Annotated in this window: 15 protein-coding genes; 5 read left to right on the top strand and 10 right to left on the bottom strand. The window is 55.5% G+C overall.

Annotation, left to right across the window (positions count from 1 at the left end; genetic code table 11):
* The first annotated feature begins 8 nt into the window (after positions 1-8).
* Both ACFQDM_RS14880 and ACFQDM_RS14875 read left to right on the top strand, forming a co-directional pair.
* Positions 9-1,235 carry a divergent polysaccharide deacetylase family protein gene (locus tag ACFQDM_RS14880; protein ID WP_377380370.1) on the top strand — a complete coding sequence of 409 codons (1,227 nt, stop codon included), beginning with the start codon at positions 9-11 and terminating at the stop codon, positions 1,233-1,235.
* Between the two features lie 5 nt (positions 1,236-1,240).
* The gene (locus ACFQDM_RS14875; RefSeq protein WP_377380368.1) at positions 1,241-1,744 is read left to right on the top strand and encodes an RNA pyrophosphohydrolase; all 504 of its coding nucleotides are present in this window, start codon (positions 1,241-1,243) and stop codon (positions 1,742-1,744) included.
* Positions 1,745-1,804: 60 nt separating this feature from the next.
* Here ACFQDM_RS14875 and ACFQDM_RS14870 read toward each other — a convergent pair whose 3' ends face one another.
* The 9 genes from ACFQDM_RS14870 to ACFQDM_RS14830 all read right to left on the bottom strand — a co-directional run bounded on the left by ACFQDM_RS14870 (position 1,805) and on the right by ACFQDM_RS14830 (position 11,401).
* Positions 1,805-2,218, bottom strand: a complete 414-nt coding sequence (locus tag ACFQDM_RS14870; protein ID WP_377380367.1) for an ATP synthase F1 subunit epsilon — start codon at positions 2,216-2,218, stop codon at positions 1,805-1,807.
* Between the two features lie 343 nt (positions 2,219-2,561).
* Positions 2,562-3,236 (bottom strand): hypothetical protein, encoded by a 675-nt coding sequence (locus ACFQDM_RS14865; RefSeq protein WP_377380365.1) that lies wholly within the window; start codon positions 3,234-3,236, stop codon positions 2,562-2,564.
* 78 nt (positions 3,237-3,314) lie between these two features.
* Positions 3,315-4,742, bottom strand: coding sequence for a F0F1 ATP synthase subunit beta (gene atpD / locus ACFQDM_RS14860; protein WP_377380451.1), 1,428 nt, complete (start codon positions 4,740-4,742; stop codon positions 3,315-3,317).
* Between the two features lie 387 nt (positions 4,743-5,129).
* Positions 5,130-6,014 (bottom strand): F0F1 ATP synthase subunit gamma, encoded by an 885-nt coding sequence (locus tag ACFQDM_RS14855; RefSeq protein ID WP_377380363.1) that lies wholly within the window; start codon positions 6,012-6,014, stop codon positions 5,130-5,132.
* A gap of 22 nt (positions 6,015-6,036) precedes the next feature.
* Complete coding sequence (gene atpA, locus ACFQDM_RS14850; RefSeq protein ID WP_377380361.1) at positions 6,037-7,572, bottom strand: F0F1 ATP synthase subunit alpha; 1,536 nt, start codon at positions 7,570-7,572, stop codon at positions 6,037-6,039.
* 5 nt (positions 7,573-7,577) lie between these two features.
* On the bottom strand, positions 7,578-8,201 hold the full coding sequence (atpH, locus tag ACFQDM_RS14845) for an ATP synthase F1 subunit delta (RefSeq protein WP_377380358.1): 624 nt from the start codon (positions 8,199-8,201) through the stop codon (positions 7,578-7,580).
* Positions 8,202-8,305: 104 nt separating this feature from the next.
* A complete protein-coding gene (locus ACFQDM_RS14840; protein ID WP_377380356.1) occupies positions 8,306-8,692 on the bottom strand; it encodes an SseB family protein in 387 nt (128 codons plus the stop codon).
* A 58-nt stretch (positions 8,693-8,750) separates the two neighbouring features.
* Positions 8,751-9,173 (bottom strand): MarR family transcriptional regulator, encoded by a 423-nt coding sequence (locus ACFQDM_RS14835; protein ID WP_377380353.1) that lies wholly within the window; start codon positions 9,171-9,173, stop codon positions 8,751-8,753.
* A gap of 62 nt (positions 9,174-9,235) precedes the next feature.
* Entirely contained in the window at positions 9,236-11,401 is a 2,166-nt protein-coding gene (locus ACFQDM_RS14830; RefSeq protein ID WP_377380351.1) for a primosomal protein N', read from the bottom strand.
* A gap of 72 nt (positions 11,402-11,473) precedes the next feature.
* Here ACFQDM_RS14830 and ACFQDM_RS14825 point away from each other — a divergent pair, with 72 nt between their 5' ends.
* The 3 genes from ACFQDM_RS14825 (at position 11,474) to ACFQDM_RS14815 (ending at position 13,561) form a co-directional block, all read left to right on the top strand.
* The gene (locus ACFQDM_RS14825; RefSeq protein ID WP_377380350.1) at positions 11,474-12,370 is read left to right on the top strand and encodes a tyrosine recombinase XerC; all 897 of its coding nucleotides are present in this window, start codon (positions 11,474-11,476) and stop codon (positions 12,368-12,370) included.
* Positions 12,371-12,613: 243 nt separating this feature from the next.
* Positions 12,614-13,234: a hypothetical protein gene (locus tag ACFQDM_RS14820; RefSeq protein WP_377380348.1), complete on the top strand. Its 621-nt coding sequence runs from the start codon at positions 12,614-12,616 to the stop codon at positions 13,232-13,234.
* 12 nt (positions 13,235-13,246) lie between these two features.
* On the top strand, positions 13,247-13,561 hold the full coding sequence (locus tag ACFQDM_RS14815; RefSeq protein WP_377380346.1) for a winged helix-turn-helix domain-containing protein: 315 nt from the start codon (positions 13,247-13,249) through the stop codon (positions 13,559-13,561).
* Positions 13,562-13,789: 228 nt separating this feature from the next.
* Here the strand turns inward: ACFQDM_RS14815 and ACFQDM_RS14810 are convergent, their stop codons facing one another.
* The gene (locus ACFQDM_RS14810; RefSeq protein ID WP_377380344.1) at positions 13,790-14,953 is read right to left on the bottom strand and encodes a pyridoxal phosphate-dependent aminotransferase; all 1,164 of its coding nucleotides are present in this window, start codon (positions 14,951-14,953) and stop codon (positions 13,790-13,792) included.
* Between the last annotated feature and the right edge of the window lie 72 nt (positions 14,954-15,025).

The raw sequence follows: 15,025 nt of genomic DNA, 5'->3' as shown, positions 1-15,025 counted from the left end.
TGTATCGCATGGCTGCGAAACGCAAGCTTCCACCTTCGCCGCTCCAGACGGGTCTCAATCATGCCGCTTTAAGTCTCCTGGCTTTTGGCGGCATAGTTGGCGTGATCGCGCTATCCATCCAGCTTATGGGCAAGGAGGACCATGCGAGCCCGAAACAGATTGTTGGCCTGTTCTCCGAAGAACCACGCCAGGCAGTTGGCCTGAAGGAACGTCTGAGCGACAGTGACGCGCATCACCCATCCGACGATGAGCACGGCCCGACACTAGCCGAGATGGACGAGCCGAGCCTTGGTATCTCGGATCCCGGCACCGCCGATCCTCACGAAACAGATGACAGTCATGGAGACGATCCGCACGAGGACGACACCCCAAGCGAATATGCTCAGGCGCCATCAGCGGCCGGATTGCCACGCGCGCCTATTGAGGGCCTGTATGAAGCGGGCGCCTATGGCAAGATGCCCATCATCGCGGCGGACGGGCGGACACCATTTGACGTCTATAAGCGCCCCTTCTCCAACCCGGCTGGCCGCCCAACGATTTCGATCGTGATAGGCGGTCTCGGCCTGAACAGCCGCGTAACGCAGGCCGCCATAGATGAACTCCCTCCAGGCGTGACGCTCTCTTTCGTGCCCTACTCAAAGAATCTCCAGACATGGATCGATAAGGCCCGCGCGGCCGGTCATGAAGTGATGATCGAATTTCCGATGGAGCCTTACGATTATCCGAATAATGACACCGGTCCCTACACGCTTTTGACAACTGCCAACGCCAGTGAAAACCGTCGTCGCGCCGAATGGCTGCTGAGCCAGGCAACGGGCTATTACGGCGTTACCAATTACCAAGGGGCCAAATACGCAACCGATGCCCGCGCCGTTTCCCCCGTGTTCGAAATGCTGAAAGAACGCGGTCTCGTGTTCATGCATGATGGATCCGCGCCGCGCTCTGTCTTTGAGACGGTCGCCAAATCTGAGGCACTTCCTTTCGCGGAAGCATCCCGCGTCGTCGATGCCGACCCTTCGGGCGCCGCCATAGACGAACAACTGCTTTATCTCGAAGCGATCGCCTTACAGCGAGGCTATGCACTCGGCACAGGATTTGCCTTTCCAATCACGGTTGACCAGATCCGCGACTGGTCTTCTACATTAGATTCAAAAGGATATGTTCTCGCTCCTGCGTCCGCACTGCCGCGTGCACAACCGGAGCTGGGAAGTTCCGGTGTCCGTTCACAAGGCTGATTTTTATGTATGAAGGTCCTTTGCAAGGGTCCCGTGATCCATCGCTATACCGTCCCAATGTTGGTATCGCTCTCTTTTCCAGGCGCGGACATGTCTTTGTCGGTCGACGCATTAATGCACATGGGCCGTTTCAGTGGCAGATGCCACAGGGCGGTGTCGACAAGGGCGAAGACACCGAAGCCGCCGCCCTTCGTGAGATGGAAGAAGAAATCGGCGTGTCGCCGAAACTCGTCAGTATTCTCGAAGAAACCGATGACTGGCTCTATTACGATTTTCCAAGCGACCTGAAATCCCGCCTGTCTGGCCCATACTATGGCCAGAAGCAGAAATGGTTCGCGCTTCGGTTTGAAGGCTCGGATTCAGATGTCAGGCTCGATCTCCACACACCCGAATTTGATGCCTGGCGTTGGTGTGAGCTGTCAGAGGTGAGCGAACACATTATTCACTTCAAGCGTCCTGTTTATGATGAAGTGATCAAGCGCTTCGAAAAGTGGACAACGCCCGTCTGAAAACAAAAAAGACCGCTCAGCAGACTGAGCGGTCTTTTCTTTTAACTTATGCAGTGCGGCTTAGTGGTGTGCTTCCTCAAGCGCATCAAGCTGTGCTCTCAGACGCTGAACGTCGCCTTCCGCTTTGAACATCGCTTCACGGTCTGAAACAGCTGCGTCGCGTGCGCGCTCTGCTTTCATGATTTCATCTTTGATATGCTCTGCGTCCAGATCTTCCAGACGGATCGCTTCCTCAGCGAGAATGGTCAGACCTTCCGGTGTTACATCCGCAAAACCGCCATGGACGAAATAACGATGAACTGTGTCACCATCAATGATACGGACGCGACCTGAACGCAGCGTCGACATGAATGGCGCATGGTTTGGCAGAACACCAAACTCACCCTCTGACCCCGGTGCGATAACGTGATCTACCGTGCCGTTGAACAGCTCACGGGCCGGAGAGACGAGGGAAAAATTCAGCTTGTCAGTCATTATGATCTCACACGTTTTTTGGCCTGTTTAAAGCAATGCTCGCCGATGTCCAGAGGAAGTGGAGACGCTTTGATAACAGGCTGTTCCACGCAAACAGAAAATCCCGGGAGCGAACCCACGAGCTCCGGTTTAAGGCTCCATTACCCCTGCTAGGGATAATCGTTTAGTCAGCGGTATTCTCCATAACTTGATCTAGGCACGGCGCAACGCCTGCCCGAAATGCTCTCGTCGCCTGCATGACCGGATTGTTGTTATAGCCTTCCATCGAGAGCACGGTAGGCTCTTCATTTTGAATCGTCGTGACTTGATATGTCACCCACGCCGTATGTGGCCAGGGTATTTCTCAAGCGTCTTCATCAGAAGGTTGGGACCTCACCAAAAGTGCTGTGTCTTCCAGAAGTTTATTGAGATGGGTCGTGAGCTGCGGGCAGGTCGTCTCATCCAGAACGCCAAACCTCAGACTTTGCTGCAAAGTTTCCACAGCGGACGGCAAACCAAAAAGTTCGTCTTCCGTTCGTCGCGAGGTCGACAATTCATTTGGCGAAATACCTCTCTGGATCAAGTTAGATACAGCGACCTGCGCGTCGAAATTTTCTTCGATCGGGAGAGAATTTCGGATCAAAGGGCCTGCTATTCGTAAACGTGTCCTGCATTCCGGGCCGCTGTCGGGCTGCGTTTGAAAACAAACTTTCTCTACCGCGGTGGTCGATCTCTCCTCCACATGTTCACCCCCGCCTTCGATCTTGAAGAAGCGATGAACAATTTCTCCATCGGAATCCAAGCGATCTGTGCCCCGCGCGCGAGCCAGGGACTGGAAAAGATTTTCACGAGCAACATTAACCGAATTCTTCAGGCTTTCCTCGTAGATGTTCCAAATCAAGTCGACATCATAGCCTTCTAAATTTCCGGGTACAGCCGACGGTAGCACGGGTGGTGGTGGCGGCGAACCATAGCACGAAAGCGCTGCTCCCAGGGAGATCCCCACTATAGCAACATAGACCGCCAGTTTGTTTTTCATCTGCACCGTCCCCAAACAAAAACGACCGCACCCTGAGGATGCGGTCGTCTGGTTAATTCGTCAAATGGTACGGACGTTTTACGCGGCGTCTGCTGCCATTTTCTGAGCCTTCGCAATAACTTCGTCCATGCTACCGCACATGTAGAAAGCTTGCTCTGGAATGTGGTCATACTCACCCGCGATGAGGCCTTTAAAGCCTTTGACGGTGTCTTCGAGTTTAACCTGGACACCAGGAGAGCCGGTGAAGACCTCAGCAACGTCGAACGGTTGAGACAGGAAGCGCTCAACTTTACGCGCACGAGCAACAACCAGTTTGTCTTCTTCAGACAGCTCGTCCATGCCAAGGATCGCGATGATGTCCTGAAGTTCTTTGTACTTCTGCAGGATCACCTGAACGCCACGAGCCACTTCGTAGTGCTCTTTACCGACAACCATCGGGTCAAGAATACGAGAAGAGGAGTCGAGCGGGTCAACAGCTGGATAGATACCTTTCTCAGCGATCGCACGGTTCAGAACCGTTGTCGCATCAAGGTGAGCAAACGATGTTGCAGGCGCAGGGTCGGTCAAGTCATCGGCAGGAACGTAAACGGCCTGGATCGACGTGATCGAACCTTTGTTTGTAGAGGTAATGCGCTCTTGCAGGCCACCCATGTCGGTTGCCAGAGTTGGCTGGTAACCCACAGCAGAAGGAATACGACCCAGAAGCGCTGACACTTCGGCACCCGCCTGTGTGAAGCGGAAGATGTTGTCGACGAAGAACAGAACGTCTTTGCCTTCTTCATCACGGAAATACTCAGCCTGAGACAGACCTGTCAGAGCAACACGAGCACGCGCGCCTGGAGGCTCGTTCATCTGACCGTATACCAGAGCCACGCGGCTTTCGCCTTCGAGGTTGATAACGCCAGCTTCCTGCATCTCGTGATAAAGGTCGTTACCTTCGCGTGTACGCTCACCAACACCCGCGAATACGGAGTAACCGCCGAACAGTTTCGCGATGTTGTTGATCAGCTCCTGAATGAGAACCGTTTTACCAACACCAGCACCACCGAACAGACCGACTTTACCACCTTTTGCGTATGGGCAGAGCAGGTCGATAACCTTGATACCCGTTACGAGCACTTCAGCAGACGTAGACTGGTCCACGAATTCAGGAGCTGGCTGGTGGATTGAACGACGCATATCGGTAGAAACCGGGCCACGCTCGTCAATCGGCTCACCGATAACGTTCATGATACGGCCGAGCGTTGCAGGACCACATGGAACCATGATTGGCTCGCCGAGGTCGGCAACTTCAGCGCCGCGAACCAGTCCTTCAGTCGAGTCCATAGCGATTGTGCGAACTGTATTTTCGCCGAGGTGCTGAGCAACCTCAAGAACCAGGCGCGTGCCCTGGTTGTCTGTTTCCAGAGCGTTCAGAATGTCTGGCAGGTGCCCATCGAATTCGACGTCGACGACGGCGCCGATAACCTGGCTGATCTTACCTTTAGGTAGGGTGGAGGTGCTCATTGATGGCCCCTTTTTCTTGGCTGTCTCGGTTTGTTTGGTTGTGGTTTTCGGAGCAGTAGTGCTCGCTGATTTCGGAGCTGCCTTTTTGGGAGCAGCTTTCTTCTTGGCAGGCTTTGAAGGCGCAGCTTCTTTTGTCTCTGGCTTGCAGGCACCGCAAGCAGCGACGTCTTTACGTCCCAGGCTTGCGGCTTTGCTTTCAGCCTCTGCGAAGAGATCAAATGGACCATGCCATTGATCTGCTTCGATATTGTCAGCAGCGCCACCAACGCCTTTGCCGTCATTGCAATAACGGCATTCAGCGGTGTGAATCCGGGCGCGATTGCGAATTTTGTTTTCGTATACCCAGAAACGCATAATGCTCGCCTCGATCCTGTTTCTCGTTCTGCTCTAGAGCGCTTCCGCACCGGCGATGATCTCAACCAGTTCGGTCGTGATCTGCGCCTGACGGGCACGGTTGTACTGGAGCGTCAGCTTGTCGATCAGCTCACCAGCGTTGCGGGTCGCGTTGTCCATGGCAGTCATGGACGCCGCTTGCTCACCAGCAGCACTTTCAAGCATCGCAGACAAAAGCTGCGTGTTGAGATAGCGAGGCAGAAGCGCTTCAAGAATCTCTTCTTCCGATGGCTCGTAGATATATGTCGCGCCTTTCAGGTCGACGACAGGTGTATCTTCCGGCGGCTCGGCAGGGATGAGACGTTTCGCCGTCGGCACCTGGGTCATCACGTTCTGGAAACGTGAATAGATCAGGGTACAAACGTCGAATTCTTCTGCTTCAAACTTCGCATTCAGCGTCTTTCCGAGCGTCAGGGCGATTGCAGAGAGATCGTCGCTTCCGCGCGCTTCAGACGTATCAACGTGATCAATCATCAGGTCTTTAAAGCTGCGAACAAGTTGTTCGCGACCTTTTTTGCCGACCGTAATGATCTTGACGGTTTTACCTTCCGCTTTCAGGCGCAGGATCTCTTCACGAGCGCGTTTGACGACGTTCGCGTTGAAACCACCACAAAGCCCGCGCTCCGCCGTCATTACGATGAGGAGGTGCGTGTCTTCCTTACCGGTACCGGCAAGAAGCTTCGGGCCCTGACCACCTTCTGCAGCAGAAGACAGGTTCGCGATGACCGCCGCCATGCGCATTGCGTAAGGCTGGGAAGCTTCAGCAGCTTCCTGAGCCCGACGCAGCTTGGCGGCTGCGACCATCTGCTTGGCCTTCGTGATCTTCTGTGTGGATTTCACAGAAGTGATCCGACCTTTGAGTTCCTTCAGGCTGGCCATTTAAAGTCCACCTTGGCTCGAATTAAGCGAAATTCTTTGTGAATTCCGTCAGTGTAGCGTCCATCATCTCAGCGATCTCGTCGGTGAGTGCTTTCTCGTCACGGATCTTCGCGAGAAGATCAGACTTGTTCGCGTGGAGATATTTCAGGAGCTCTGTTTCGTAACGTGTCACGTCTGCAACCGGAACAGCATCCAGATAGCCGCGTGTACCCGCGTAGATAACCAGCGCCTGCTCTTCCATCTGGAGCGGAGAGAACTGAGGCTGTTTCAGAAGCTCGGTCAGACGCGCACCACGATCCAGCGTTTTCTGTGTCGCAGGGTCGAGGTCCGAACCGAATTTCGCGAAGGCTGCAAGCTCGCGGTACTGAGCAAGCTCACCCTTCATCGAACCAGCAACTTTCTTCATGATTTTCGTCTGAGCAGCAGAACCCACACGAGAAACCGAGAGACCAACGTTCACAGCCGGGCGGATACCCTGATAGAATAGGTCGGTTTCAAGGAATATCTGACCGTCAGTGATCGAAATCACGTTTGTCGGAATATAAGCCGAAACGTCGTTCGCCTGGGTTTCAATGATTGGCAGAGCCGTCAGAGAACCATTGCCGAGATCATCGTTCAGTTTCGCCGCACGCTCGAGAAGACGGGAGTGCAGGTAGAATACGTCACCAGGATAAGCTTCGCGGCCTGGTGGGCGACGCAGAAGCAGGGACATCTGACGGTAAGACACAGCCTGTTTGGACAGGTCATCAAAAATGATGAGTGCGTGCATGCCGTTGTCGCGGAAATACTCGCCAATCGTCGCACCCGTGTATGGCGCGAGGTATTGCAGAGGCGCAGGCTCAGAAGCGGTCGCAGAAACGATCGTCGTGTATTCAAGCGCACCGCGCTCTTCGAGCGTTTTAACAACCTGGGCAACCGTTGAACGCTTCTGACCGATCGCGACATAGACGCAGAACAGTTTCTCAGAATCGTCTTTGGCAGCGTCGTTGATTGGCTTCTGGTTCAGAATGGTGTCGATACAGATCGCCGTCTTACCAGTCTGACGGTCACCAATGACGAGCTCACGCTGGCCACGGCCGACCGGGATCATACCGTCAATGGCTTTGATACCCGTCATCATCGGCTCGTGAACCGACTTACGAGGAATAATGCCAGGCGCTTTTACGTCAACGCGGTTACGCGCTTCGACACCCGTCAGCTCACCTTTGCCGTCGATTGGCTCACCGAGCGGGTTCACCACGCGACCGAGCAGGCCTTTACCAACTGGCGCAGCAACGATCTCAGCCAGACGCTTGACCGTGTCGCCTTCTTTAATGCCGCGGTCATCACCAAAGATAACGACACCAACGTTGTCGCGCTCCAGGTTCAGGGCCATGCCCTTAACGCCACCAGCAAATTCAACCATCTCACCGGCTTGAACGTTGTCGAGGCCATGTATGCGAGCGATACCGTCGCCTACGGAAAGGACCTGACCGACGTCGGAAACTTCAGCTTCCACACCGTAATTCTGGATTTGTTTCTTGAGGATCTCGGAGATCTCAGCTGCCCGGATATCCATTGAGCTCACGCTCCCTTCATGGCAAGGTTCATTCTGTCGAGTTTAGATTTCACGCTCGCGTCGATGAGGCGCGAACCGATCTTGAGCTGAAAGCCGGCGATGAGTGCCGGATCAACATCAACATCCATAGAGACTTCACCGCCAGCGACAGAAGCGACCAGCGATTTGAGTTCTTCGACCTGCGCGTCCGTAAGTGCGTGAGCAGATTTCACGCTGGCGCGGGTCACACCGCGGCGTTCAGCGGAAAGATCGCGAAACGCCTTGACCATTCCCGGGAGTTCCGTCGCACGACTGTTCGTCGCGACAACACCCAGAAAGTTTGAAACGAGAGTAGACAGACCAATCTTCTCGGAGACCGTTGCGATGGTCGCAACCTTGTCTTCCGTTTTGACAGTCGGAGAAAACAGAATAGCGCCGATCTCGGGGACTTCTGCGAGCGCAGAACCGAAAGCGGTCAATTCGGTTTCAGTCTGGGGAATCACACCCTGTTCGGCAGCCAGATCGAGCAGTGCGGACGCGTAGCGCGTAGCAGCTGGACTCACCTGGACGGAAGAAATCGCGCTCAAGAGCTCACCCGTTGTTTTACGAACCGAGATCGGTTCGGACTTGAAAACCAGTTTAACAGACAAGAAGGTTCGCGAAAATGCGCCCCATTCCACTCCGTCGGGCGGCTGATAGCATGCTACCTAAAAGGTGACAACAGCGTTTCGAACGAGTTTTTGAGGCGATTGCATCAGTTTCGGGAGATGTCCGCAGCCAGGCGTCTCAGACCAGCCGCACTGATCGAAAAGCCAACGCTCTCTCCCGGATTGACGAGCAAACCGGTTCTCATCGGCATACCTGTGACAAGCCGTTGAACCGGAAGGCTTTTCACATAGGGCCCGACATGCGAAACGGACGCCGCGCGGCTTTCAGCCGTGAAAACGATCATACGGGGCTCACCCTCCTGATCAAACAGGACGGGCTGAAAATCACCAGGATTTTTATGAACGTCGCTCACACTTGGAACGAAGACGCTGGCTCTGACGAAATTCGGCAGGAAGGCAGCGAAATTCCCCCCGTCAGCCCGCGCGGCCTGAAGATCGATTTCCAACTTATTCTGAGGAATAAAGCTCACCATATCGGTTACCTGCCCCAATGCCTTGTCGTCGTCCAGAAGACCCGCACACAAACTGAAACTATTTTAGCAGTATCTCATAATAGCCCGGCATGAGCGACTGAAGTCGCGCTTTGCCTGCATCTGTCAGACGGTTGCGCTTGGTCCGCCTGCCTTCTGTCTCGCTTTCGACGCACACAAACCTCTCATCAATCAGCGACTTCAGACTGCGGCTAATGACCGGCGAGGAAACATCAATACGTTCGACGATTTCAGAATGCTGCAAACCACCCTGCTCGTCAGCGCGGTCAAGAATCACACAGATCAGAAACCTTGTCAGAGAGAAGTCATGCGCGCGGAAGAAATCCTCAAGATCGCGCAGCAGCAGACTTGCCTCTCGCAGCATTTCCAACCGGGACGCAATCTTCGGTTCGGCGCCGTCTGGAAAGTGCTCCTGATAATTCAGAATCAACGACTGCGTGGGGAGGTATTTCAGAAAGAACACGAGACCTGCGCCTCCTTTGCACCTGTTGCCGCCTCGTTAAGGGCCACAACGCGCAATGTCCATTACATAAAGCTATATGGGTCGATATCGATCTGAAGTCGGGCCTGCGCAGGCAGCTTAAGCGCCTTGCGCCAGGCTGACATATAAGCCGACAAATCGACATTGAGATCGGCGCGCACAAGAAAACGCCAGCGATAACGTCCGCGGAGCAAAGAAATAGGCGCAGGCGCAGGTCCCCAGACATCAACGCTCTCAGCATTTGGCGCCATCATGCCAATCTCTCTGGCGAGGCGCGCAGCTTCCTGATCGTCGGGGAATGAGAGAATCAGCGCTGCCAAACGGCCATGTGGCGGCATGCCCATGACATCCCGCATCTCATCTTCGACCGCAAGGAAACTGTCGCGGTCACTCCCGGCAAGCGCCACCATGAGCGGCGCTTCGGGCTGATAAGTTTGCAGCATGGCCCGCCCCGGCTTGTCGGCGCGGCCTGCCCGACCCGCCACCTGCGAGAGCAGCTGAAAGGTACGCTCGCCTGCACGTAAATCACCACCTTTCAGGCTGGCATCCGCATCGACCACGCCCACAAGCGTTAGGCCTGGAAAGTTGTGTCCTTTGGCAATCATCTGAGTGCCGATGAGCACATCAATCTGGCCTGTCTCCATGCGATGGATCAGAGCACGAATATCATCGCCGGACTGGACGGTGTCTGAAGACAAAAGCTCAAGACGAGCTTGGGGCAGCTTCCGACGGATCTCCTCTGCAACCCGCTCAATCCCTGGCCCCACCCCCATCAGACTGTCTCGCGCACCACATTTCGGGCATGCCGACGGACGCCGCATGGAAAAGCCTGTCAGATGGCAGACCAGGCGCCCCGTATAACGGTGCTCTGTCAGCCAATTGTGCGTGCCGGGCGCTGTCAGACGATCTCCGCATGCCTTACAGATGACGAGCGGGGCATATCCTCTGCGGTTCAGAAAGATGAGCGACTGTTCCTGCGCTTCAAGATTCTCGGCCATTGCCCGGGCCAGAACAGGCGATAGCCATTCATCCCGCTCGGGCGGATCAGACCGCAGGTCCACGAGCGACACGTCTGGCAAGCGCGAAGCCCCCGGACGCGCTGCAAGTTTCACATAGCCATATCGCCCCTGCTGCGCATTATGCAGGCTTTCCAGTGCCGGTGTTGCACTCGCCAGAATGACAGAGAAGGCCTCAAACTTCGCGCGCGCGACGCATAGGTTTCGGGCGTGATAAATTACCCCCTCTTCCTGTTTGAACGAGCCATCGTGTTCTTCATCCACAACGGCGAGCTTCAAATTCGGAAACGGCAGAAACAGCGCTGAACGGGCACCAATAACAATGCGGGCACGACCGTGCGCCACTTCACGCCACGCCCGGCGGCGTTCAGCGTCGGAAAGACCGGAATGCCATTCGGTTGGCTTCGCCCCAAAACGCGCTTCGAACCGTTTCATGATCGCTTGCGTGAGTGCGATTTCTGGCAGGAGGATGAGGACCTGCCCCTGCGGATGCGATGTCAGCACCTCGGCAATGGCTTCGAAATAGACCTCCGTCTTACCCGAGCCGGTAACACCGTCAATCAAGGTGACGCTAAATGCATCGCCGCGCACACGTTGGCGGAGCAGATCAGCCGCCTCTGACTGCTCATCGGTCAGCGCATGTACACCATCAAGAGGCGCAGGCATTTCGTAAGGCATGTCGATCAGGCGCTCACTGCGTGATAACACCCCCTGATCTGCCAGCCCCTTGACCACGGACGTCGAGACGCCAGCCTCCTGCGCCAACTCTGCAGCGGTCAACGGTGGAAACTGGTCGATGAGCTCCAGAACCCGCGCCCGTGCAGGCGTCATGCGCGCGACCTCCGCATTACCTTTTTCAAGCACGGTCTGCGTCCTGGAGGGAACCAGCGCGGATGGCACACGCAGCACCATGCGTAGCACCGCCCCAGGATTGGAGCAGGTGTAACGCGCACTCCAGTCGACGAAGTCACGTACGGATTTCGGCATTGGGGGTGCCGGATACACCATATAGACGGACTTTAAATCGCGCGCCTCTTCCGCATTTTCAAAGACATCCCAGACAACGCCGGTCCGCTCATTCGGCCCTAAAGGCACTCGCACATAGCTACCCGGCACGACATCAAAATCGTCTGGCACCTCATAATCAAAGGGCTCGGGCAAAGGGAGCGTAAACATGACGCGCGCGATCTTCATGCCTGCCTTTTTGAGGAGTGATGCTGCAAATGAAAAGAGCCTGTTAAGACAGAAGCGGGAAAATCCACAGACATGACCAGAACTGCCAACGCTCATACTGACCTAATCCGGGGCTTTCTCGACCATTTGCAGGAAAGCCGGAAGCTTTCATCTGCCACGGTCGACGCCTACCGACATGACGTAACATCGCTTCTGGCGTTTCTCGATATGCCGATCGCGGATGCGCGACCTGCCGATGTGCGCCGCTGGCTCGCCAGACGCCGACAAGAGGGCCTCGAAGCCGCCACTTCTCGCGCCAGAGCCCTCTCGTCTGTCAAAGCCTTCCTGCGATATGTTCAGCGCTATCACGGTATCGAAAATGCAGCTCTGATGGCGATGTCCGGTCCCAAGCGTCCAGAGCGCCTGCCCCGCCCGACATCCGAAGCCGACACAAAAGCATTGCTGAGCGCCGCCGAAGCGATTTCCGACGAACCCTGGATACAGGCCCGCGATCTGGCATTGCTGACGCTGCTTTACGCGGCAGGGCTGCGCATCTCTGAAGCCCTGTCACTGACCGGCGCCTGCAGGGACGCACCAGAGGTTCTGCGCATTGTTGGTAAGCGGCAGAAGGTTCGACTTGTGCCGTTACTTCCCATGGCGAGAGAGGCCATTGGCACTTATGCAAAGCTCTGTCCTTATGGGTTCTCAGACGAAACGCCACTTTTCTATGGCGCACGCGGCGGTCCACTCTCTGCGCGCATTGCCCAGCGTCTGATGGCGCAGATCGGTATGGAGCTTGGCCTTCCGGACAGCGCCACACCACACGCTCTGCGACACGCCTTTGCCAGTCATTTGCTGGCCCATGGCGGAGATCTTCGCTCCATTCAAGGCTTGTTGGGCCATGCTAGCCCCTCAACGACTCAGGTCTATTTAGGGCTAGAGGAATCCCGCCTCACAGCCGCCCATAGGGAGGCGCATCCCCGCGCGTAAGCGGTCGCGATCGGGTCACTTCGCCCAACGCAGTCCGCGCAAAGTGCCAGGCGGCTCGCCGACGCATAGGGTGTCGCCGGATGGCAAAACGCCTCTTAGCCTATCGCCAAACACCCAACCGTGCAGCTTTAAACGCGCTTACCGCATTGCATTTTCGATATAATTTTCATTTTGAAAAGCAAAGTTGACAAAATTCCAAATTCTTCTACTTTGCTTTTCAAAGTACTCTTTTAGGAGATTTTCATGAGCACGAATATTGCTGACGATCTCGCCTATTTGCGGGACATTGCCGAATCTGGTGAGCAGGCCCCCAGCCTTGGCGGGCGGTTCCTGGTCTGGTGGGGCGCGTTGATGAGCGCCACCATGTTAGCTCACTGGGCTGTCATTTCAGGCCATTTGACGGTCGACAGCCCATTCGCCCTGCTTTGGCTCTGGCTGGGTGCGTCCCTGATTGGCTTCGTCGGAAACTTCATTCTGGTCGGCACACTGAAAAGCCGTCCCGGCAGCGCGGCCGCTCACAACAGGATCACTCGCGTGATCTGGCCGGTGGCAGGCTCGGGCATATTCCTCTACTTCGCAGCCATCATCGGCGCTGTTCTTCTGCGCGGCGCACCGTCCATCCTGTTTGACACGATCCTGCCGCTTGCCTTCTTCGGCCATGCCGTCGCCTTCGCCGGACAGGCCGCGTTTTCAGGCTCTCCGGTCAAATGGGGACAGGTGATCGGCTCTGTCGCCATTTCGGCTGTGGGCGCCTTTCTCGTCGGCTTGCCAGAAATCTACCTGGTCACCGCTGTCGGTATTCTGGGCCTTGCCGTGCTGCCTGGCATTCAGCAGATGCGCGCCGAACCGAAAACCATCGTTTAAGGCGGGCTCATCATGTCAGCGACTGTGAACCCGTTTGACCACACCGACATTGATGATGCCATACATGGGCGAATTCGCCTTGGCATCATGGCCTATCTTTCCGCCGTGTCGCCCGCCATTTTCGGTGAGCTTCGAGACAGGGTAAACGCGACGGACGGAAACCTCTCCACGCATTTGCGCAAGCTGGAAGATGCCGGATATGTGGAGATCGAGAAGCGGTTTGAGGGCCGGAAACCTCAGACGCGCGTCCACCTGACCGCTGCGGGCCGCAAAGCCTGGCTGGATTACCTCGCCCGAATGAGAGCCCTCCTCGACGCAGCGGAATAACTCAGACATTCTGTTGCCCAGAAAAGGGACGACAGAGTGTTGGATTCAGAGTTGCGAAAGATTTTGGATCATCACCAGATCAGAAAAACGCTGGCTGAATACGGATGCGGACACAAAGCCTGGAAAACAAATCTTAAGCAGTTCCGCGCGCTTTTGAACGCTTCCGAATAATGAAAAAGGCCTTCCAAATAAGGAAGGCCTTTCCCATGATACAGATGTCAGCCGACGTTAAGCGCCAACTACTTCCGGCAGTGCCTTACAGAAGCGCTCGACGTCTTCGATGAAGCCCATAGAGACGCGGGTCCATTCGTTATAGTCCATATACTGACCACGGACCGAAATCTTCTTGTCCGCCATGGCCTTCTGAACGTCATTCGCTTCAAGGCCGGACTTGAAGTAAACGAAATTCGTCTGCGACGGCAGGTATTCCAGACCCAGCGTGTCGAGCGTTGCCATAACCATCTGGCGGCCCTCAACGATCTTCTTTTTCGAATAGTCGATGAACTTCGTGTCGTTATAGCAACCGATCGCGGCCGCATATGATGTACACGGGCTCCAGGACATAGCCGTCGCCTGGATCTTCATTGCGGTCTCAGGTGCTGCGATCGCATAACCCATGCGAATACCCGCCATACCGTAAATCTTCGAGAATGTGCGAGTGACGATGACGTCATGGCCTTCTTTCACCAGATCGATACAGGAGGTCTCCTCCGGTGCATCAGCCAGCTCCATATAGGCTTCATCGACGATCACCGTCGTTTTTGCCGCCATCCGCTTGACGGCTGGCTTGATAACACTGGCCGGCGTGACGAGACCGGTTGGGTTGTTCGGGTTACAAAGCTGAACCAGGCCTGTGTCTTCGGTCACCTTCGCTTCGATGCTTGGCAGATCAACATCCATTTCCGGGGTCAGAGGCACACGGTCGATTTCAGCCATGCCAAGGCGCTTCGCGTATAGGGCGGTCGTGTCCCAAAACAGACGCGGCGCAACGATCGGGCCGTTCGGGCCATAGATCATTGCGATGGCGGAAAGCGCTTCACCTGAGCCGGTTGTGAGTGCGATGTGCTCTGGCGTGATGCCATGGCGCTCCGCAATCATCTCCTTCAACATCATGATCGAATCCTGAGACGTATAATACGCCCCCTTCTTTCCGGCATAAGCGAGCATTTCCAGCGCAGATTTGGATGGACCATACGGGTTTTCATTGCGCGACAGCAGAGCGACGCCTTCCGGAGCCCCGAGCAGATACGGATTTTCAACCGCCGCATTTTCAGGGGTAAACGCGCCCGCCTCTTCAGCAGCGGCAGAACCAGTTGCAAGTCCCGCCATGCTGCTCATCGCTGCGCCAGCAGAGCCCGCCAGCAGAAAACGTCTTGAAATATCAAAAGCCATTTTAATCCCCTATTCTCCTATGATGTCCGCCTCAGACGACGGGTTTTTGATTGAACTCAATATTGATCCCAC

Source organism: Ponticaulis profundi (genome assembly GCF_042659465.1).
Lineage (GTDB): Bacteria > Pseudomonadota > Alphaproteobacteria > Caulobacterales > Hyphomonadaceae > Ponticaulis > Ponticaulis profundi.
Note: the sequence above shows the minus strand (reverse complement) of the source record. Positions and strands in the feature narration are given on the sequence as shown.